This is a genomic window from Acinetobacter sp. BIGb0102 (assembly GCF_003815055.1).
GTDB classification, from domain to species: Bacteria; Pseudomonadota; Gammaproteobacteria; order Pseudomonadales; family Moraxellaceae; genus Acinetobacter; species Acinetobacter vivianii.
This window is the reverse complement of the sequence record NZ_RKQE01000013.1, coordinates 179,276-200,359: the sequence shown is the minus strand read 5'-3', so window position 1 is coordinate 200,359 and position 21,084 is coordinate 179,276. Positions and strand designations below refer to the sequence as shown.

22 protein-coding genes are annotated in these 21,084 nt (G+C 41.6%); 13 read left to right on the top strand and 9 right to left on the bottom strand.

Features of this window, described 5'->3' with window-relative positions; translation table 11 throughout:
• Nucleotides 1–122: 122 nt before the first annotated feature.
• From mdcA to madM, 9 genes are read left to right on the top strand one after another with little or no spacing between them, the layout of a single operon-like run.
• Nucleotides 123–1,802, top strand: coding sequence for a malonate decarboxylase subunit alpha (gene mdcA, locus EC846_RS12250; protein ID WP_123775318.1), 1,680 nt, complete (start codon nt 123–125; stop codon nt 1,800–1,802).
• A complete protein-coding gene (locus EC846_RS12245) occupies nt 1,802–2,686 on the top strand; it encodes a triphosphoribosyl-dephospho-CoA synthase (protein WP_123775317.1) in 885 nt (294 codons plus the stop codon). Before mdcA ends, EC846_RS12245 begins: the two co-directional genes overlap by 1 nt.
• Nucleotides 2,687–2,688: 2 nt before the next feature.
• A complete protein-coding gene (locus EC846_RS12240; protein ID WP_123775448.1) occupies nt 2,689–2,988 on the top strand; it encodes a malonate decarboxylase subunit delta in 300 nt (99 codons plus the stop codon).
• Nucleotides 2,981–3,832, top strand: coding sequence for a biotin-independent malonate decarboxylase subunit beta (locus EC846_RS12235; protein ID WP_123775316.1), 852 nt, complete (start codon nt 2,981–2,983; stop codon nt 3,830–3,832). Before EC846_RS12240 ends, EC846_RS12235 begins: the two co-directional genes overlap by 8 nt.
• The gene (gene mdcE, locus EC846_RS12230; RefSeq protein WP_123775315.1) at nt 3,829–4,656 is read left to right on the top strand and encodes a biotin-independent malonate decarboxylase subunit gamma; all 828 of its coding nucleotides are present in this window, start codon (nt 3,829–3,831) and stop codon (nt 4,654–4,656) included. The genes EC846_RS12235 and mdcE overlap by 4 nt, the downstream gene beginning before the upstream one ends.
• The gene (locus EC846_RS12225) at nt 4,647–5,255 is read left to right on the top strand and encodes a malonate decarboxylase holo-ACP synthase (protein ID WP_123775314.1); all 609 of its coding nucleotides are present in this window, start codon (nt 4,647–4,649) and stop codon (nt 5,253–5,255) included. The genes mdcE and EC846_RS12225 overlap by 10 nt, the downstream gene beginning before the upstream one ends.
• Before the next feature lie 12 nt (nt 5,256–5,267).
• A complete protein-coding gene (mdcH, locus tag EC846_RS12220; RefSeq protein WP_123775313.1) occupies nt 5,268–6,212 on the top strand; it encodes a malonate decarboxylase subunit epsilon in 945 nt (314 codons plus the stop codon).
• Between the two features lie 41 nt (nt 6,213–6,253).
• Nucleotides 6,254–6,655, top strand: coding sequence for a malonate transporter subunit MadL (gene madL, locus EC846_RS12215; protein WP_004657521.1), 402 nt, complete (start codon nt 6,254–6,256; stop codon nt 6,653–6,655).
• 39 nt (nt 6,656–6,694) lie between these two features.
• Nucleotides 6,695–7,456, top strand: a complete 762-nt coding sequence (madM, locus tag EC846_RS12210) for a malonate transporter subunit MadM (protein ID WP_101235384.1) — start codon at nt 6,695–6,697, stop codon at nt 7,454–7,456.
• A gap of 54 nt (nt 7,457–7,510) precedes the next feature.
• On the opposite strand, the gene EC846_RS12205 is transcribed toward madM, so the two are convergent.
• The 4 genes from EC846_RS12205 to serA all read right to left on the bottom strand — a co-directional run bounded on the left by EC846_RS12205 (nt 7,511) and on the right by serA (nt 11,594).
• A complete protein-coding gene (locus EC846_RS12205; protein ID WP_101235383.1) occupies nt 7,511–8,428 on the bottom strand; it encodes a LysR family transcriptional regulator in 918 nt (305 codons plus the stop codon).
• Nucleotides 8,429–8,464: 36 nt separating this feature from the next.
• On the bottom strand, nt 8,465–9,322 hold the full coding sequence (locus tag EC846_RS12200) for an EamA family transporter (RefSeq protein ID WP_123775312.1): 858 nt from the start codon (nt 9,320–9,322) through the stop codon (nt 8,465–8,467).
• Between the two features lie 53 nt (nt 9,323–9,375).
• A complete protein-coding gene (locus EC846_RS12195) occupies nt 9,376–10,257 on the bottom strand; it encodes an EamA family transporter (RefSeq protein ID WP_123775311.1) in 882 nt (293 codons plus the stop codon).
• 104 nt (nt 10,258–10,361) lie between these two features.
• On the bottom strand, nt 10,362–11,594 hold the full coding sequence (gene serA, locus EC846_RS12190) for a phosphoglycerate dehydrogenase (protein ID WP_004775983.1): 1,233 nt from the start codon (nt 11,592–11,594) through the stop codon (nt 10,362–10,364).
• 347 nt (nt 11,595–11,941) lie between these two features.
• On the opposite strand from serA, the gene EC846_RS12185 reads away from it, so the two are divergent.
• Together EC846_RS12185 and EC846_RS12180 are read left to right on the top strand one after the other, a co-directional pair.
• Nucleotides 11,942–13,351 carry an FAD-binding oxidoreductase gene (locus EC846_RS12185; RefSeq protein ID WP_123775310.1) on the top strand — a complete coding sequence of 470 codons (1,410 nt, stop codon included), beginning with the start codon at nt 11,942–11,944 and terminating at the stop codon, nt 13,349–13,351.
• A gap of 78 nt (nt 13,352–13,429) precedes the next feature.
• The gene (locus tag EC846_RS12180; protein WP_123775309.1) at nt 13,430–14,839 is read left to right on the top strand and encodes an AbiH family protein; all 1,410 of its coding nucleotides are present in this window, start codon (nt 13,430–13,432) and stop codon (nt 14,837–14,839) included.
• A gap of 124 nt (nt 14,840–14,963) precedes the next feature.
• Here EC846_RS12180 and EC846_RS12175 read toward each other — a convergent pair whose 3' ends face one another.
• The 3 genes from EC846_RS12175 to EC846_RS12165 form a co-directional block, all read right to left on the bottom strand.
• The gene (locus EC846_RS12175) at nt 14,964–15,278 is read right to left on the bottom strand and encodes a putative quinol monooxygenase (RefSeq protein ID WP_123775308.1); all 315 of its coding nucleotides are present in this window, start codon (nt 15,276–15,278) and stop codon (nt 14,964–14,966) included.
• A gap of 13 nt (nt 15,279–15,291) precedes the next feature.
• A complete protein-coding gene (locus EC846_RS12170; protein ID WP_123775307.1) occupies nt 15,292–15,879 on the bottom strand; it encodes an NAD(P)H-dependent oxidoreductase in 588 nt (195 codons plus the stop codon).
• A 112-nt stretch (nt 15,880–15,991) separates the two neighbouring features.
• Nucleotides 15,992–16,867: a DUF4349 domain-containing protein gene (locus EC846_RS12165; protein WP_123775306.1), complete on the bottom strand. Its 876-nt coding sequence runs from the start codon at nt 16,865–16,867 to the stop codon at nt 15,992–15,994.
• 179 nt (nt 16,868–17,046) lie between these two features.
• On the opposite strand from EC846_RS12165, the gene EC846_RS12160 reads away from it, so the two are divergent.
• Complete coding sequence (locus EC846_RS12160; RefSeq protein ID WP_123775305.1) at nt 17,047–17,418, top strand: hypothetical protein; 372 nt, start codon at nt 17,047–17,049, stop codon at nt 17,416–17,418.
• A gap of 358 nt (nt 17,419–17,776) precedes the next feature.
• Nucleotides 17,777–19,012, top strand: coding sequence for an MFS transporter (locus EC846_RS12155; protein WP_416332318.1), 1,236 nt, complete (start codon nt 17,777–17,779; stop codon nt 19,010–19,012).
• A 93-nt stretch (nt 19,013–19,105) separates the two neighbouring features.
• Here the strand turns inward: EC846_RS12155 and sodC are convergent, their stop codons facing one another.
• The gene (gene sodC / locus EC846_RS12150; protein WP_123775304.1) at nt 19,106–19,687 is read right to left on the bottom strand and encodes a superoxide dismutase family protein; all 582 of its coding nucleotides are present in this window, start codon (nt 19,685–19,687) and stop codon (nt 19,106–19,108) included.
• Between the two features lie 108 nt (nt 19,688–19,795).
• Nucleotides 19,796–20,890, bottom strand: a complete 1,095-nt coding sequence (locus tag EC846_RS12145) for an AI-2E family transporter (RefSeq protein ID WP_123775303.1) — start codon at nt 20,888–20,890, stop codon at nt 19,796–19,798.
• Nucleotides 20,891–21,084: the final 194 nt, after the last annotated feature.

The window sequence follows — 21,084 nt, the reverse complement described above, 5'->3', positions numbered from 1 at the left end:
ACAGCGATTGCTGAAAATCATTAACTTCAGGTTAATAACCAGCGTTGTAGGTTGATTGATCAAAATTTCATAAAGCGCTTTTATAGATTCAGAATAAAACTGTGATCTATAGGTAAGCACACATGGAAGGCTCAGTTCAGAATAAAGAACGGTTATGGACAAAGCGGCGTCATGCTAAACAGCTAAAGCTGGATATGGCAAACCAATATACCGATGGTGTGGTCATTCCAACTCAAAATATTATTAAAGTCTTGGAAACATTGATTACACCGGGCGACAGAGTTGTACTCGAAGGCAATAATCAAAAACAGGCAGATTTTCTCTCGCGTTCTTTAGCGCAAACCAATCCAGATGTTTTGCATGATCTGCATATGATCATGCCAAGCGTTGGCCGTTCCGAACATCTCGATCTATTTGAAAAAGGCATTGCACGAAAACTGGATTTTTCTTTTGCTGGCCCACAGAGTTTACGCATTAGCCAGCTCATTGAAGATGGCTTATTGGAAGTCGGTGCGATTCATACCTATATCGAACTATATTCGCGTTTGGTGGTCGATCTAATTCCAAATGTGGTGCTCTCGGCAGGCTTTATGGCAGACCGTCAAGGCAATATCTATACAGGGCCAAGTACCGAAGATTCTCCTGCACTTATTGAACCTGCGGCTTTTAGTGACGGTATTGTGATTGTTCAGGTGAATGAACTGGTCGATGATGTCTCTGAGTTACCACGTGTCGATATTCCTGCCTCTTGGGTTGATTATGTGGTTGTGGCAGACCAGCCATTTTACATCGAACCGTTATTTACTCGTGATCCAAAACATATCAAGCCTGTGCATGTGCTTATGGCGATGATGGCAATTCGCGGAATTTATGAAAAGCATAATGTGCAATCCTTAAACCATGGTATTGGTTTTAACACTGCGGCAATTGAACTGATTTTGCCGACCTATGGCGAGTCTTTAGGTTTAAAAGGAAAAATTTGCCGAAACTGGACATTGAATCCGCATCCAACCTTAATTCCTGCGATTGAGACAGGTTGGGTTGAAAGTGTGCATTGCTTTGGTACCGAACTCGGTATGGAAAAATATGTTGCAGCTCGTCCCGATGTTTTCTTTACAGGTCGTGATGGTGCGTTACGTTCCAACCGCATGATGTGTCAGCTCGCAGGTCAATACGCGGTTGATTTATTTATCGGTGCAACGTTGCAGGTTGATGGCATGGGGCATTCTTCGACTGTGACCAAAGGTCGTTTGGCGGGCTTCGGTGGTGCACCAAACATGGGGCATGATCCGCGTGGACGTCGTCACGATACGCCAGCATGGCTTGATATGCGTTTGCAAGGTACCAATGAAACAGAAACCTATTTGGCACGTGGTAAAAAGTTGGTTGTTCAAATGGTGGAAACTTTCCAAGAGGGTGGTAAGCCGACTTTTGTAGAGCGTCTTGATGCGATTGATGTGGCTAAAACGGCAGGTCTACCTTTAGCACCGATCATGATTTATGGCGATGATGTCACTCATCTACTGACTGAAGAAGGCATTGCTTATCTATATAAAGCAAGTAGCCAAGAAGAGCGCCAAGCCATGATTGCTGCGGTGGCAGGCGTGACCAGTATTGGTTTAAGCCAAGACCCTAAAACGACAGCGCGTTTAAGACGTGAAGGTCTGGTGGTATTTCCTGAGGATTTAGGCATTCGCCGCACCGATGCAACACGTGAGCTATTAGCTGCGAAAAATATTGCCGACTTGGTGACATGGTCAGATGGTCTATATCAACCCCCTGCAAAATTCAGGAGTTGGTAATGATGGCACAAGTTCAATATCAAACACTCAGCGATAGTCAGCTTCTGGCAGAGATGGCGGTAGATGCTCTGATTGATGAAGTGAATCTGACACCAAAACCAGCCTTGGTTGATTGCCGTGGCAGTGGTGCCCATGATGACCTGACTTTGGAATTAATGGAGCGCTCTGCAAAAAGCTTAAAGCCGATGTTCGAGACGATGGCTCAAGCCGCAGTGCATCACGGAAAAGTTTGTTTAGCTTTGCGTGAAGACATTGGTGAAATTGGTCGCCAAGGTGAAAAAGTCATGATGTTGGCGACAGATGGCATCAATACACATCGCGGTGCAATTTGGGCCTTGGGTTTAATGGTGACGGCGGCAGCATTGGCACGTACCAATCAACAATATTTATCGGCTGTTGAGCTATGTCAGTTAGCAGGTCAGATTGCCCAGCTTGAAGATCGTTTTATTCCAGAGCAAGCCTTGAGTCATGGTCAGCAGGTTCAGAAGAAATTAGGCATCTTAGGCGCCAAAGAACAGGCACAACAAGGTTTTCCAACGATTGTGAATTTTGGTTTAAAGCAGCTTTATCAAAGTCGCAGTAAACCTATGAAAGAAGCGTTCGCTTGTCTAGATGCCTTGCTTGCCATGATGACTGATCTGACCGATACCTGCGTGCTTTATCGCTCGGGAATATTGGGTTTAAAGCGTATGCAACAAGGGGCACAGCAAGTACTGGATTTGGGCGGAAGCTCAAGCTTGGAAGGCCGACGTGCTTTGCATCTTTTAGAGATTGATCTGCTTCGTATGAAAGCTTCTGCTGGCGGTGCTGCAGATTTGTTGGCAGCAACCTTGTTTATAGATCGTGTTGAGCAGTCAACTTTAAAAAATAAAGAGGGATTTTGATGATGGAAACACTTCATTTTGAGTTTGTGGCGACAGAGCCACCTGTAAAAAAAGCATTGGTAGGGTGTGTGGGCTCGGGTGATTTAGAAATTTTGATGGAACCCGGTGAAAAGGGAAAAGCTTCTATTCATGTCGTCACTTCGGTAGATGGTAGTGCGTCACGTTGGCAGAATCTGTTTGAGCGGATTTTTACTGCACAGACACCGCCAGCGGTCAAAATTGATATTCATGATTTTGGTGCAACCCCCGGCGTCGTTCGCTTACGTCTGGAACAAGCATTAGAGGAGATTGCGCATGATTGATATCGAGAGCTTGTTAAATAAACAGGATTTTATTGAACTCAGCGCAAGGGAACGTGCCAAAGCATTGTTAGATAAAGGTACTTTCCGAGAGTTGCTTGATCCGTTTGTACGCGTCATGTCACCTTGGTTGATTCGGCAGAATATTGTCCCGCAAGCCGATGATGGCGTGGTGATTGCAAAAGGTTCTATTCAAGAACAGCCAGTGGTTTTAATTTCAATTGAAGGCTTATTCCAAGGTGGAAGCTTGGGTGAAGTCGGTGGCGCCAAAATTGCGGGCGCTTTAGAGCTTGCGGTTGAAGATAATCTTAAGGGTATTCCTACTGCTGCAATTTTACTGTTAGAGACGGGTGGCGTTCGCTTACAAGAGGCAAATCTGGGTTTGGCTGCAATTGCTGAAATTCAGGCCGCAATTGTGAATTTACGTCAGTATCAACCAGTGATTGCTGTGGTTGCTGGGAGTGTCGGGTGCTTTGGTGGTATGTCAATTGCTGCCGGATTATGCAGTTATATTGTGATGACGCAAGAAGGTAGATTGGGGCTGAATGGCCCACAAGTGATTGAGCAGGAAGCAGGCATACAAGAATATAACGCCAAAGATCGTCCATTTATTTGGAGTATTACAGGTGGTAATCAGCGCTTCGCAAGTGGTTTGGCCGATGCTTATGTGGATGATGACCGCAATATAATCCGTCAACAAGTGATTGATTATTTGCAACAAGGTTTGCCTCATCAACATCGCAGTTCAAATTACGCATTCTATTTAGCGCAGCTACAACAAGTCGATACTGCCGAGCATATTACTCCGGCACAGGTTCAGGCTTTGTATCAAGGAGAGCAAGCATGAATATCGCCGTTGATACATTAAAAGCATCTACTCGAGGTGAAGATTGGTTTAAGGCTTTCACGCAAGGTTTTAAGGTAGTTGAAGGCTTTCCAGCTTCTGTTTTGGTTGCGGATGGTCAGATCGGTCAACAAGCACTACGGGTAATTGCTGTTGTTCCAGATAGTAATAATCTGTTCCCGCGTGCAAGACAAGGTGAAGTTGGATTGCTGGAAGGTTGGAGTTTGGCAAAAGCTGTTGATGACGTGATTCAGGCCGATGCAAATGCTGAAACGAAACGTGGCATTTTATGTCTGGTGGATGTTCCAAGTCAGGCTTATGGACGTCGTGAAGAATTATTAGGCATTCATCAAGCTTTAGCGGGTGCAGTAGATAGTTATGCTAGAGCCAGATTAGCAGGACATCCTATTGTCAGTTTATTGGTTGGAAAGTCGATGTCGGGGGCTTTCTTGGCGCATGGTTACCAAGCCAATCGTATTATTGCCTTAAAAGATTCAGGTGTTATGGTGCATGCAATGGGCAAAGAATCTGCTGCACGCGTTACTCTGCGGTCTGTTGATGAGTTAGAGAAATTGGCATCAAGCATTCCTCCAATGGCCTATGACATTGAGAGTTATGCAACGCTTGGTTTGTTGTCTGAACTTTTATCGGCTGAGAATCCAGAGCAACCAACAGTGAATGATCTTTCATTGGCAAAGCTGGCTGTAGAACAAGCGTTTAAAGAGATTCATGCTGAGCCGTCCAGAGGGCTGGAACAAAGACTTCACGGACAAAATCGTCAGATGTCTAAACAGGTGCGTGAATTATTGCGTGAGCAATGGTCATGAAACTTGAGCTCGAAGCCCATGATTTACTGTGGGGCATGACGGTCAGTTGTTTGGCTGATGATGCTCCGCTTTGGGTGAAAGATGTTTTGCTACGAGGCGATCCTGTTGTCGTTCGACGGGCAATTACCTCTGTAGATCAGGTCGCGGTGGGTGTAAGAGGGCAATTTCGTCATCAACGATATGCAACGCAAATGCCACGATCTGCCATTACTAGACAGCTTAAACCCGAAGCACTGACTCAAGTAAATATTAGTCACTTTAAACACTTGGCAGAACGTTTACAGAGCATTTCCAACATCATGAAAAGTTTTTCAGGGTATTGGGGATATACAGGAAGTTTCGGTTTTGAACTGGCAACAGGTATTGAAACCGTCACCCAGCACAGCGATATCGATTTGTTGATTCGAGCGGAACAGCCTTTTGTCAAAAAGCAGGCAATCGCGTTACTCGAAGATTTTCAGCAAGCAGGGCTGAATGTAGATATACAGCTACAACTGCCAAAAGGTGGTCTGGCGTTAAAAGACTGGGCTGGGAATCGTGGAAAATTTTTATTGAAGCGTCCTGATGGTGCTGTTTTAGTAGAACACCCATGGAATTAGGGAGTAGGTATCATGGCTTCGATTTGGGTGTATCCAGGACAGGGAGTGCAAAGAAGCAATATGCTGCACGACCTGCCACAAACGGCTCTGGTTAAAGAATACCTTGAGCGTGCATCGGATGCACTTAAAGAAGATGTCTTGTTTTTGGACAGCTCGGCTGCATTGCAATCGACACGTTCAGTACAGCTATGTTTACTGATTTCAGGTGTGGTGAGTTCAGCCCTATTAACTGCTGAAAAATTAATGCCTGATTATGTCGCGGGTCTATCGATTGGTGCTTGGTCAGCTGCTGTTGTAGCAGGCGTTTTAGCCTATGAAGATGCTGTTCGTTTGGTTGCCTATCGTGGTGAACTTATGCAAAACGCCTATCCTTCAGGATATGGCATGACCGCATTAATAGGTACAGATCGCACATCTGTTGAGAAGTGGGTGAAACAAGTTTATGAAATAACGCCACAGGTTTTTGTCGCCAATATTAATGCACATAACCAGATCGTTATTTCAGGTCGCTTTGAAGCCATGAACCAAGTTGCAGTTTTGGCGAAGCAACAAGGTGTAGTGGCAAAAAAATTAGATGTATCGGTGCCATCGCATTGTGAATTATTAAGTCAGCAAGCTGAGCAGCTTGCAGCGTCTATGGAGGGAGTGACTTTAAAGCAGCCTAAAATACGTTATTTAAGTGGTACAACGGCGCGTACACTTGGCAGGCCAGAACAGATTGGTGATGACTTGGCTTTTAATATGAGTCGCACTGTAGATTGGGAAAGCACTATTCAGGCGGCATGGGAACGAGGTGTCAGATTACAGATTGAAGCTTTACCGGGAACGGTACTGACGACACTTGCACGTCGAACTTTTCAAGAAGGAACCGTATTGTCATTTCAGGGAACGCGCATAGATAGCATTCGAATGGCAATGCAAAAAGAACAGGAAAATCAGATTTCTATGGGAATATGATTTAAAAAATGTAAGTAATCCAAGGATATGAGGGATTTACAATGATTATATATGGAACAGCAATTTTAGCGATTTGTCATTTACTCGGTGATTATCTTGGCAATACCTTAGGTGTCCTTATTGGGGTAAAAGCCAATGTGGGTGGTGTTGCCATCTCTATGATTCTTTTGATTCTCGCTAAAGAATTATTAGCAAAAAAAGGTTATTTACCACAGGTGACACAGTTTGGAATCTTATATTGGTCCGGTATGTATATTCCAATCGTGGTGGCGATGTCGGCAGGGCAAAATGTGGTTGCAGCGTTATCTGGCGGTATGTTGGGGCTGATCGTTTCTATTACTTCCCTGATTGGGACGGTGCTGGTTATTCGCCATTTAAATCGATTAAGTGGTGATTATGAAACCTATGAATGGACAATAGAAGGCACTGAAAAAGCAGCATAAATAATCCTCACGATAATGAATAACAAAAGGACTTAAACAATGGACGAGTTAATTACGGTATTTACAAAAAATGCTTTGGTGACTGCACTTGCGGTCACAGGTTTAATGATGTTTGTGTCCCACCTGCTGTCAAAATATTTGACCAAAGGAAAACTGCAAAGCTCGGCAATCGCCATTACTTTAGGGCTTGTGGTGGCTTATTTTGCAGGCGTCTATACACAAGGTACAAAAGGGATTTCTGATATTGCTATTTTCTCTGGCTTTGCACTGTTGGGCGGTGCAATGATCCGTGATCTGGCAATTGCATCGACTGCATTTGAAGTGGATGTCAAAGAAGTCAAAAAAGCAGGAAAAATTGGCCTGATTGCACTCACGCTTGGCTGTATTGTTCCTTTTGTAATTGGTGCAATGGTTGCATGGGTTATGGGATATCGGGATCCGATTTCCATGACCACGATTGGTGCGGGTGCTATGACTTATATTGTGGGTCCAATTACAGGCACAGCCATTGGTGCAAGTTCAGATGTGATTGCGCTTTCTATCGCAATTGGCCTGATCAAATCGGTGTTCTTTATGGTTGGCACACCACTCCTTGCAAAATTCATGTATCTAAAAAGTCCACGTTCAGCCATGGTTTTTGGTGGGCTGGCTGGCACAACTAGTGGTACAGCCGCAGGATTGGCAGGTACAGATGTCCGATTAGTTCCTTATGGTGCATTGGTGGCAACCTTTTATACAGGTCTAGGCTGTTTACTTGGCCCGTCTGTCTTTTTTCTCACGGTAAATGCAATTTTCGGATAACTGATAAAGCATGAATATTTGCAACTTATTCATTTGTTATAAGTTGCTTATCATTCATTTCTGCACATGAGAAGCAAACATACGGCACTCTGCAATTAATGCCAGTAAATTGGGATCACGTTCCTTACTTTTTAGAAATACCAGCCCAATTTCCTGTTGCAGATGGTATTGCTGTTTTAAAGGAATGAGCTTAACCGAGCTTTCATATACCGCAGAAATACGACCCGGCAAAAGTGCAAAACCAACACCTGAACTAACCATACTGATTAAAGTAAAAATATCATTGAGTTGTAAGGCGACTTTAGGCGAAAAACCAGCTTTTTTAAAAATGAAATCACTGTCATTATGGGTGGCAAAGCCCTGAGTTAAAGTCAAAAAGGTCTCTTCTTTGAGTAGACTGAGATCAATTTCCTCAAAATCAGCATATTTAGAGTCTTTATTTACCGCTAAATAAATATCATCACAGAACATCGGCAAAATTTCAAAGTCATCATCTTGTGTTGTTTCATTAAGTGCCACAATAATGGCATCAAGTTCCGTCGTTTTAAGCTTTTTCACCAGATCCTGATTGGAACTAAGAAGTAATTGAATATCGAGTTCACTACGTCTTAATTTGAGTCCGCTAATCACATTAGGAATCGTTTTTACGGTTAAAGAATAAAGAGAACCTAAATGTAGAACTTTGGCTGCAAAGCCCGCAGCTTCTCTGGTTTTATTTACCGTAATAAAAATGTCCTGTACGATTTTTTGCGCACGTTCTTCAAATACATAAGCGCTCTTTAATGGAATTAAATTACGACCTTCATTTTTAAAAAGTGGACAACGTAGGGCACTTTCCAATGAGTGTAAGGCTTTATGAACACTGACATTGCTGAGCTGCATTTCAGTTGCTGTTTTGGAAAGATTTCCACAGCGCATAAAAGCGAGGAAGATTTGTATTTTTTTAAGGGTGAGCTCTTCATCAATTTCCATATCAATCTCCAGTTCCTAATGACTTTCCTTAAAAAATTATGTCTTCCCTCCGCGCAACGTGACACCAATCGACGCGACCATAATGCAAGCCAAAGCTACCCATTGAATCAGGCTAATTCGCTCGTGTAACAATACCAGACCTGCTAAAGCTGCAAGTGCAGGCGCAAGACTGGAAAGCGTCCCATAACTGAGTTTGCTGAGACGTTTCAGTGCCATTAAATCCAGTGCATAAGGTATCGCAGTTGCTAGCAGTGCAATGACCAGTGCTTTGCCCCAATATTGGGTGTCCAGAAGTACAGGAGCATTATTCCATAGACCAAAAGGCAGTAAGGTCATGGCGGATAAACCAATCGCAATGGTCAGCGCATGCATGCCGATATTTTGCTGTACCACACGATGACCATAATAAATATACAGTGCCCAGAAGAAACCTGCACTCAGTGCACACACCGCACCGATATAGGAAAAATGTTGCGCATTGGCATCATGCCAAGGCACCATTAAAGCAATACCTAAAATCGCAAATGCGACCCAAATATAGTCACTGCGCTGTTTAATCGAGAGCAGCGCCAAACCCAGCGGGCCAATAAATTCCAGACCTACAGCAATTCCTTGAGGAAGTTTGCCTAAAGAGGTATAGAACAGAATATTCATACAGCACAAGGCAGCGCTATAGCACAGTAAATCACGCCATTTGAGTTCTTTTAATTTGGAAATGATTTTCCATGAGCGGAACATGACTGCCACCAGAATGGTGGCAAAACACAGTCTTAAAATCGTCACTGTGAGTGGATCGAGTGTGGCAATCAATTGCTTGGCGAATGAAGCACTGATTTGATAAGACAGCATGGACAAAACCATGTACAACACAGCGACTAACTGAAGATTTTTCATGGGAGATATCCGAGACGCTGGCTACTGCCATTTTTGAGATGGAATAACATTTTCTATTTCACCTCTTTTTGCTGTCGAGCATGTTGCGTGGTAAAGGTACAGCCAATCGAAGCAATGATAATCGTACCCAAAGCAAGCCACTGATTCCAAAGTAACATTTCACCAAGGAAGATAAAGCCTGAAAGGGCAGCCACCGCAGGTTCCAAGCTCATCAAGGTACCAAAGCTAAGCGGCGTTAAACTGCGCAAGGCGATCATTTCCAAGGTAAAGGGTAAGGCACTGGCGAGTATCGCAAGACCAATAAAATAATATAAATTTGGCAGTTCAAAGACCCGATCGATTGCCCCTGAAAAGAGTGCAAAAGGCAGTAAGCAGAGCATACCAATTGACATGCCTAAGCAGACGGTGTGATTACCCGAGATGCCTGACGGTTTTTGCCCCGCAATAATATACAGTGCCCAACATGCACCGGCACTGACAGCAAACAATACTCCAACGAGATCCAGACCTTGTTGCGCTTGCTGTAATGGAAACAATAAGACCAGACCTAAAATGGCGCAGCCGACCCAAATAAAATCGTATTTTTGGCGAGCATGATAGAGCGCCACACTTAAGGGGCCGATAAATTCAAAGGCTACAGCTAGACCAAGAGGTAAACGTTCAAGCGATAAATAGAACAGGGCATTCATCCCTGCAAGGGCGACACCATAAGTCAGAATGGCTTTCCAGCGAACCACTTTGAAATTAATGGTCCAGATCTTAAAAATAATGGCCAGAATGATTGCACCAAAAAACAGGCGCATGGCAGAGACGGTCAGGACAGGAAAGCTTTGAAACAGGACTTTGGCTAAAGAACCACTGCCTTGTACACATAACATGGCAATCATCAGGAGCAATAAAGCATGCAGAGGTGTTTTCAGTACAGGGTTAGACATCTTATTTTTTTACATTCAGTATAATATTCACATAATAATTCAAATGCCCATAAAAAAGCCACAGCATCAACTGTGGCTTTTTCTGGATTGTTCTAAGACAGAGATTAGAACAATACGCGAACGCGGATGGTACCTTCAACGTGGTTCAATGTATCAAGCGCTTCTTGAGACGCAGATGCATCAACATCCATGACGAGGTAACCGATATCACCTTTGGTCATTAACGACTGACCAGAGATGTTGATGCCTTGTTCAGCGAACAAGGTGTTGATTTTCGATAATACACCCGGAACGTTTTTGTGGATGTGAAGCAAACGGTGCTGACCATCAGAAAGTGGCAATGCGATTTCTGGGAAGTTCACCGCAGAAAGCGTCATACCTTTATCTGAATAAGCAACGAATTTTTCAGCAACTTCTAAACCGATGTTTGCTTGCGCTTCCATCGTTGAACCACCCACGTGCGGGGTTAAGATTACATTGTCTAAGCCACGGAGTGGAGACAGGAATTCTTCGCCATTTGCTTTTGGTTCTTTCGGGAATACGTCAACCGCTGCACCAGCGATGTGGCCTGATTTGATTGCGTCAGCCAAGTCTTCGATCACAACACATGTACCACGTGCTGCGTTCAAGAAGATTGAGCCTTTTTTCATTTTCGCGAACTGTTCTTTCTTGAAGAAGTTACGCGTAGATGGAACATCTGGAACGTGTAAAGTCACCACATCCGCAGTTTCTAAAAGTTCATCTAAAGAGCCAACTTGACGTGCATTACCTAATGGTAATTTAGTCACAGCATCAAAATAGATGACTTTCATACCTAAGCTTTCTGCCAATACAGAAAGTTGTGAACCGATCGAGCCGTAACCGACGATACCCAAAGTCTTACCACGAGTTTCAAACGAACCCACCGCAGCTTTATTCCAACCGCCCGCATGTGTATCTTTCGATTTTTCAGGTACACGACGAAGCAAAAGAATTGTTTCAGCAAGAACCAATTCTGCAACCGAACGCGTATTTGAATACGGTGCATTGAAAACTGGGATACCACGAGACATTGCCGCTTTTAAATCGACTTGGTTGGTACCAATACAGAAACAGCCAACCGCGATCAGTTTGTTCGCAGCTGCAAAGATTTCTTCAGTCAATTGAGTACGGGAACGAATACCAATGAAGTGAGCGTCTTTAACCGCTTCTTTCAAAGCTTCGCCTTCAAGCGCAGTTTTGTGGTAATCGATGTTGGTATAACCCGCTGCGTTTAAGGTATCGATGGCATTTTGATGCACACCTTCTAACAGAAGGAAACGGATTTTGTCTTTAGGTAGTGATAGATGTTGGCTCATTACGGCTCCGCTACAAAGGCCAAAATTTAGTTGCAGTACTATAGCATACAGCTTTGAGATATAAATATTTCGTTTAAAATTACCGCATCAGAATTGATGATAATTTTTCAGTTAAGACTGAATTTTATTGGTTAAACACATTTTGTTATCACAGTATCTTTAACCTAAGCTTTATCCCATGCCTGCTTCTATGTAAAATGCAGGTATCTGATAGTCAAACCTGAAACCATCAGGTTTGCGCTGTTCTGCCGAGTTTCTATATGTTGGATACTACAATTTAAAATATTGAAAAATATTATATTGTTATCCAGACGCTCTATCTTTACTTCTTGCTAGGCCTGTAAACGATGAATGCTTCAGTCGCTTTAACACCTGAGTTATTGACCCAATTAACGGCAATTGTGGGTGAAAACCGTATTAAAACCGATGCCGACAGTTTGGAAAATTGGGGACGTGATCACACTAAACATTTTGATCCGAACCCATCAGTCATCGTTTTCCCTTCAAGCACTGAACAAGTGCAGGCCATTGTCAAACTTGCCAACCAGTTTAATGTTGCAATTACTCCATCAGGTGGTCGTACTGGCCTTTCAGCAGGCGCGGTCGCAACCAATGGCGAGATCGTAATTAGCTTTGACAAGATGAACCAGATTCTTGAATTCTACCCAGCGGATCGTATGGTACGAGTACAAGCAGGTGTGGTGACCGAGCAATTACAGAATTATGCCGAAGAACAAGGCATGTACTATCCAGTGGATTTTGCATCAGCGGGTTCAAGCCAGATTGGCGGTAATATCGGCACCAATGCAGGAGGTATTAAAGTTATTAAATACGGCATGACTCGTAACTGGGTACTTGGCTTAACAGTCGTTACGGGTAAAGGTGATGTCCTGCGTTTAAACAAAGGCATGATCAAGAATGCGACGGGTTATTCGCTTCAGCATTTATTTATCGGTGGCGAAGGCACATTGGGTTTAGTCACTGAAGCTGAAATCAAGCTTGAGCGTCAGCCACAGAACTTACAGGTACTGGTTCTCGGTGTCCCTGATTTTGATGCAGTAATGCCTGTATTACATGCTTTCCAGAAAGATATCGACTTAACAGCATTTGAGTTCTTTGGTGAACTTGCGATGCAAAAGGTACTCGACCGCGGTCATGTACAACGTCCATTTGAAACACAGTGCCCGTTCTATGTCTTGCTTGAGTTTGAAGCGCCGTATGAGCCGATTGTCGACAAGGCAATGGAAATCTTTGAGCATTGTATGGAGCAAGGTTGGGTACTTGATGGCGTTATGAGCCAGAGCCTTGATCAGGTCGAAAGCTTATGGCGTTTACGCGAAGATATTTCTGAATCAATCGCGCCGTTTATTCCATACAAAAATGATATTTCAGTATTAATTACCCACGTACCTGCATTTATTCGTGAGATTGATACAATTGTTCAAGATAACTATCCTGACTTTGAAATCTGCTGGTTTGGTCATATCGGTGATGGTAACTTGCACTTAAATATTCTAAAACCTGAAAACTTGACCAAAGATGAGTTCTTTGCGAAGTGTCAGGTAGTGAATACATATGTATTTGATACCGTGAAAAAATATGATGGTTCAATCTCTGCCGAGCACGGTGTGGGCATGACCAAGAAGCCATATTTAGAGTATTCACGTTCGCCTGAAGAAATTGAATATATGAAAGCATTGAAGTTGGCATTCGATCCGAAAGGGATTATGAACCCCGGTAAATTATTTGATCTTTAATGCTTGATTGAATAAAAGAAATTCTGCTAAAAGCGTATCGAAAGATGCGCTTTTTTTTATTTTTGAGAATTTATAACAATGAATATTTTAATTGTCGGCAATGGTTTCGATTTATCTCATTACTTACCCACGAAATATGATCATTTTATGGATGTGATGAAAGCTGTAGAGTCTAAGGAAACTGGGAAAAAGGTATCTGATCTATCCATTTATACAGTCAATGAGTGGATGAAAGAACTTGATAAAATCTTTGAGAAAAGAGAGAGATTTGAACAACCCAATTATGATATGGATTTTAATGAATTATTTTCTTGTATAAGAGATAAATGGTTTATTGAGAAAACGAAGGAACTCTATTTAATTGAACAAATTAAAATATCATCTCAAGATGTATTGAAGTTGCAATATCGTTTAGAGCTCAATGACTGGTATCAATATTTTAAAAATCATGTTGAGGAAATAAAAACTTGGATTGACTTTGAACAGAAAATTGAAGAAGTACTTGGGGTTTTAGCAAATTGTATTTTGGAAATAGAAAAAATAAAAAGTCCAAAAGAAGTTTTCAAGTATTTTCAATATGATGAGAAAGAGGGAAATCAAATCATAGAGAAAAATTTTAAAATATTAAGTTTTTTTAAATTTATTAAATCTGAAAGCTATCAATATAAATTACCTTCAGTTTATATAGGTTCTAAACCATCATTTAAAGAAAAAAATAGGGATAATTTAAATCCTATTTTTTGTCATGGAGGAAGCTTAGAAAATGGTTTCAATCCATCTGGGTTCTTAAATTACTTATATTTTCAGTTAGAAGAATTCATAGAGATTTTTAATCTTTATCTAGATTTGATTGTAAATGAACTTCGACTTCAAGTTCAATTACAAATTGATGCTAAAGAGTGGATTTATCCTGACCTAATTTATTCATTTAACTATACAAATACTTATGCACGATTTCATGATTCAGTGAAAATAGAGTATTTACATGGTAGTCATGGCGAATACCAAAATATTGTTTTAGGAGTTTCAGATATAGAACATGAAAATTTAAAAAAGTTAAAGGCTTATGGCTTTACTAAATATCATCAAAAATTATTAAAGAATACAGATTATAAATTCTTGAATGAAAGTGATGGAATAAAAAGTATAATAAGATTTTGGAAAAGAATAAGTGAAAAAAACCAACCTATTACCTTGGCAGATAAAGAAAAAAATAGGCTCAATATTTTTATTTGGGGACATTCTTTAGATATTTCAGATGAAGTATATATAAAAGAAATTTTTTCATTGAATGATGAAAGTTACTGCAATGTTCATGTGGTAATTTATTATTTTGATAATCAAGCTAAGTTTCATCTACTGGCTAATCTTTTACATATTTTAGGTAAGGAGAAAGTTGAGCTTTGGATGAAGAATGACTGGTTAAAGTTCGAACCTAATCCTAATCTTGTTGAAATTAATAATATTCAATCAGTTGATTTACCTTAGTATGGCTAAACTTTGATAAAATCACTTATGTTATGAATGGCTTTGGACTGAGTTTTTTATACGTTTTGTACCCCATCAAAATATAAAGACGATCAGTAAGCATCCCTTACTGATCGCTTGTCATCTAGATACCACTTTCCAGAATACGAATTTTCACATCCGCAACATGGTCTTTGGTTGCTTCAAAATGTTGCTGCATATGTACAGTTTGCATGTGAGCTTCCAAATGAGCGGTACTTTGCCATTTCTCTAACATGACAATGGTATTCTCATCAGTGGCCTGCATCTCAATCGCGGGTAGGTGATCAATCAAGGCTTCATAGCCATGACAGCCGTCTTCTGCAAGCACGGTTGGTGTCACTTTTTTAAATGCATCTAAAACCGCTTGACGATGCTCAACACCTGCATGGGTGCGGATTTTAGCAATAATAATTAGCATGATATGTTCTCACTTAATGTACTGCAAATAATTGATCTAAATGCGCTTTGTAGGCTTCAAGATAGCTTGGTACATTGGGTGCCTTGATGACATCATTGACAATAAATGTTGGAAGTGATTCCATGCCCAAGAATTGGTTTGCTTTGTGGAACGGCAAATAAACGCCATCCACACCAACGCCATGGAAGAACTGGTCTGGATCGGTAAAGGCTTCCATCGGTGCATTCCATGTTAAAGACAACATGTACTTTTTACCCTGAATTAAACCACCAGAACCATACTTTTTAGATGCATCTGAACGGCTACGACCATCGCTGGCATACAGTGAACCATGACCAATAGTAAAAATATCATCAATATATTTTTTCATGGTCCACGGCGCACCCATCCACCAGCCTGGCATTTGATAGATCACCACATCTGCCCATAAATATTTGGCAATCTCGGCTTGAATGTCATATTCACTGTCGGTGCGTGTCACCTGTACGTTATGACCTAAGCTTTTTAAATGTGCTTCGGAAAACTCGGTTAAGGTGTCATTCAATTCGCCATTTGAGTGTTCAAACTGTTTGGCACCATTAATAATTAAAATATTGCTCATGGGAGGACTCAGGAATAAATCTCTAAAAATATGGACGCATTTTAGGAAATCTATTCATGAGTAAAAATGCATAAATGAGCAAAATACTATTGATCAAAAATCAAGAATTGAATTATTCGGTTTTTGATTTTCTCGCTTTATACCAACGACGGATCGCCCATAAGATTGCAATCGCAAGATAAAGCGGCCAGAGCATGACTAACCAGATGATGGTTTCTCTTAAGCCGTAGAGTCCGACTTTTATAGCTTCCCAAATTCGGCTGAGTAAAGGATCGCTGTCTAAAGTTGCAATGCGATTGATATTGAGATCACGGGTCTTGCGTACTTGCGCTTGCTGGAAAAACTCAAGTCGAATGGTGCTATAAGCCAAACGGTCTTTGACTTCCAGATTCGTCAGTTGTTGCAGTTGATTGTTCACAGCATTTGAAGCGCTGTTACTCTGATTGGCGGTATTCAGTTTTTCTTCAAGCAGTTTTAATTCATAACGTTTGGCTTCATAGCTCTGACTATTAAAGTTCAACATGAGTGGCAATAACTGATTCAGGAAGGGCGTGACCTGTTCATTGGGAATGCGGACCGTGAGTTGTACAGTCGGAGTAATTTTTTCGTAGATGTCGACACTACCATCGATACGGTCTCGTTCAGAACGATCACTGACTTGATAATTAATCTGTTTTTCTTCGATATAGCCCTTGTATTGCGATAACTGTTGCTCAAGCGCAGACGTAGTTTTTAATACATCTTTGACTTCAAATTGGAGTTGGGCACTTTTCACCAGTTGACGATTTTGCTCCAACGCATTTTGTTGCTGACTTACCAGTTGTTCAGGATTTTTCGCGGCATTTTCCTGTACCGCTTCGCTATCGAGTGCAACACTCTCAGTCGCAACAGCAGCCTCATTTGCAGCGTTATCTGGATGTTTTGAACAGGCAACCAAGCTGCTGCCCAGTATTAAAATAACAGTTAATTTTTTAGTTAAATCTGACATCTCTGTATGCCTAAATTGTTGTGATATTAAGGTTATAAAATCAGTATTTTCGATTTATTTGTTTATTTATAAAGGGATTGCTGAATCCAACAAATCCTTGCACGCCATAACATTTTGTTGCTTGGCAATGCTGTTTTGTATAGTAGCATAAATGAGTAATGTGAAGTGGAGGGGGCAAAATGTATAAAACGGCAATGCTGTTGGGATGTGCTTTATTGCTGAGCGCATGTAATCAACCGATCACCGAATCGCAACAACAGGCGGCGGTTCAAAAAAGTACGGCCATGCATGCTGTTTTGCTGGATCAGCCAAATTTATTTCACGATGAAAATAATCTAAAAATAGATCAGCAATTTAATACGGCAGAAAATCCTACCGATGCACAGATCACGGTTGAACAGGCACAATTGGATGATTCTGTCGTGGCCGTGCGTACAGAGTATCAATTAAAACGTGATCAGGATGTCTGGAAAATTGTGAATAAGAAGCAAAGTTATCAATGTGCCAGAGGCGAAAATACGGAAACCTTCCAGTTTGAGTTATGCCCATAATTATCGGGGCTCTATTGTCCAGTCTAAAATCTATTCAAAAATGTGGATAACTTTTAGGTTATTCACATTGTCAAAATCCCTGTGGAAGATGGATTAAAATTGCTGTCATTTTAAAAAAATGCTAAAGTTGCGCCTGGCGATTTAGCCAAAAGGTAAAAACATTTACCAGTCTCACGTAAATAGATTGTTTTTCTTATATACACCTAGTGAATACGGTGTTTTCACATTTATCACATGCTTTTTTATAGCATGAAATCAAAATTTAAATCTAAACCATAAAATCTCGTGGTCGTGATCCTGTTTTCTTTTTTTGAAAATGGGACGGGCGCTAGTTGGTTATTTTTGTGAATAAAACATGATGACAAATAATCAGAACATGACGTTAAACCGTATAACGCTCATGTTTCCTTTAGCTTTAGTGCTATTTGAATTTTCGGTTTATATCGGTAATGACCTGATTCAGCCCGCCATGCTGGCCATTACAGAACAGTTTGCTGTGAGTGCAACTTGGGCGCCATCGTCAATGTCATTCTATCTGTTGGGTGGTGCCAGTGTGGCATGGTTACTTGGCCCACTTTCGGATCGGCTTGGACGCAAAAAAGTATTACTGGCAGGCGTGGCTTTCTTTACGATCTGCTGTTTACTGATTTTGCTGACGCATAATATCGAGCAGTTTTTAACATTACGTTTCCTGCAAGGGATTGGTTTATCTGTGATTTCAGCAGTGGGTTATGCTGCGATTCAGGAAACCTTTGAAGAGCGTGATGCCATCAAAGTCATGGCATTGATGGCCAATATTTCTTTGCTTGCACCTTTGCTCGGGCCTGTACTGGGGGCTTTCCTGATTGATTATGTCTCGTGGCATTGGGGCTTTGTCGCCATTGCGGCGGTGTCTTTCATCAGTTGGTTTGGTTTAAAGAAATTTATGCCAGCCACACAGGAAAGTCGAAAACAACCGAAACAGCCATTTAGCTATATTTTTGATGACTTTAAAAAAGTGTTTAGCAATCGCCGTTTCCTTGGATTAAGCATTGCTTTACCTTTAGTTGGTATGCCGTTAATGCTCTGGATTGCTTTGTCACCGATCATTCTGGTGGATGAGTTGAAGCTTAGCAGTGTGCAATATGGTTTGGCCCAATTCCCAGTGTTCTTTGGCCTGATTATCGGTAATGTCATCCTGATCAAAATTATTGACCGTTTCCCTTTAGGTAAAACCATTTTAATGGGCTTGCCGATTATGTTACTAGGAACGATGTTCTTGGTGCTGGGTGTAATCTGGCAAGCTTATCTGGTGCCATGTTTATTGATTGGCATGACATTGGTGAGTTTAGGTGAGGGGATCAGTTTCTCTGTGATGTATCGCTTTGCCTTAATGTCATCTGAAGTGTCAAAAGGCACGGTTGCAGCGGCAGTTTCGATGCTGATGATGGTTAGTTATTTTGTCATTATTGAACTGGTACGGGTGCTGTATACCCATGTGCATATCTGGGCTTTTGCATTGGCGAGTGTGGTGCTGATCGCTTTCTGGTTTGCACAACCTCGGAAAGTATTAAAACAGGTCATGCTGGAACGTAAAGCAGAAGGCATCAACTAATAAAAAAGCTGAGATCAATGTCTCAGCTTTTTTATACTGCTCAAAACAACAGCAAAACTGTGGATATCTTTTTAGATACCCACAGTTGGTAAATTATTTAATCACACCACAGGCAATACGATCTCCGCCACCGCCTAAAGGTTTCGGTGAGTCAGAATAATTATCGCCGCCGACATGAACCATGATTGCCCGACCTTGGATATCAGCCAGTTTTAAACGTGGTGCGATCACAGGCGTGGTTGCAAAACCTTTCTCATTCACGACTAGCACAGGCAAGTCACCTAAATGACCATTTTCTGGCGTACCGTGATGTGGTGCATTATTTGGATTTAAATGACTTCCAGCTGCCAGTGCCGCACCCATTTTGCCATCTTTCATTGCCGCTTCACACGAGCCATTTTCATGGATATGGAACCCATGTTCACCTGGAGAAAGCTTGCCGAGAGCCGGCGTGATTAACAGACCTTTTGGGGTTTCCTGAAAAGCCACTGTACCAATTGAAGAGCCAACACCTTTGGCATCGACCTGATAAACTTGTACCAGTTGTTTTTGCTCTTGCGTGGTGGATTGGGTCTGGATTTTAGATGCATTGTGATCTAAATCAGCAGAGGAACAGGCAGCAATACTTAGGCCTAGACAGCTCAGTAAAGAGAGTTTTTGAATCGTAGAAGTCATTGCGAAGATATCCTTATAAATTATCTTTATTTGACGATTCAAACAAAGTCAGGGATATCCCGCAAGTAACATTAATCAATTAATGACAAAAAGTTAAACAAAACAAACCTATTTGTTCTCAGGCGGCGCATCCAGTGTGGCGACTGGTTCTTCGACATTTTCATGCAACCATTCACGCCAGATTGCCAGCAAAATCGCCAGAATCACAGGGCCAATGAATAAACCGACTAAACCAAAGCTAGCAATCCCGCCCAGTACACCGAACATGATCAGGATAAATGGAATCTGGGTGGCACCTGAAATGACCAATGGACGAATCACATTATCCGAACTGCTGACAATCAACACGCCCCACAGAACTACCCCAATTGCTTCCATAGTCTGGCCTTGTGCAAATAGCCACAGACCGACACCCAGATAGGAAACTGGCGTACCAAAAGGAATCAGGGCAAGGATAAAAGTCACCATAGTGAGCAGCATTGGGTTCGGCACACCCGCCACAAAGTAGCTCAGACCAGCCAATAAGGCTTGCGCCACTGCTGTTAAACCGACGCCATAGACTACTGCGCGGGTTGTTTCTGAAATGGTGTCGAGATAATGATGCACACGTGGCCCAATCACCATTTCCAAGGCACGGCTAACCTGAGACAGGATCATTTGTCCATCACGGTAGAAGAAGAACAGGGTCATGATTGCAAAGGTGAGTTTAACCAGATTTCGGCTAATTTCACTGAGAACAAAACGTCCATAACTCAAGTGGCTTTGAATCCATTCCGCAATATTTTTGGTAATACTGTTGGGATCATTACTCAGTTCATTAATGGTGCGGCTGATATCTTTACCAATAATCGGTAGGTTCTTGATAAAGTCAGGAATCTGGATATGGCCTGAGAACAGTTGACGCTGTAAATTAAAATATAAATTGCGCCCTTCAAGCTGCAACATAAAGATGGCAAAGATGAACGGAATCCCGATCACTAAAATCACCAGTGTGATCATCAGTGTGGCATTTAAGGTTGGACGGTTTTCACCAAAGAAACGACGCTGTACCCATAAATACACAGGCCAGGTCATATAAGCAATAATGGCAGCCCAAAGCACAGGGACAATAAAGTATTTGAGAATACTGAATCCCAAAAAGAGCAGGACAAAGAACAGTCCAAATAGCAAAACGCGTTGTAATATGGGAGCGTATTGTTGCACAAGCGTCCGTCTCTAATCGTAAAAGTTGAATAAAATCATATTAACTGAAAAATGGGCACAGTAAAATTTCATTCGGTAATTTCACGTTTAAATCTTTTGGGGCAATAAAAGCATAAAATTTAAAATGTCATCCCTATACTTTTTTCTCTATTGAATAAGCTGAAAAGAACCAGACATATTTAGAAAAATTATTA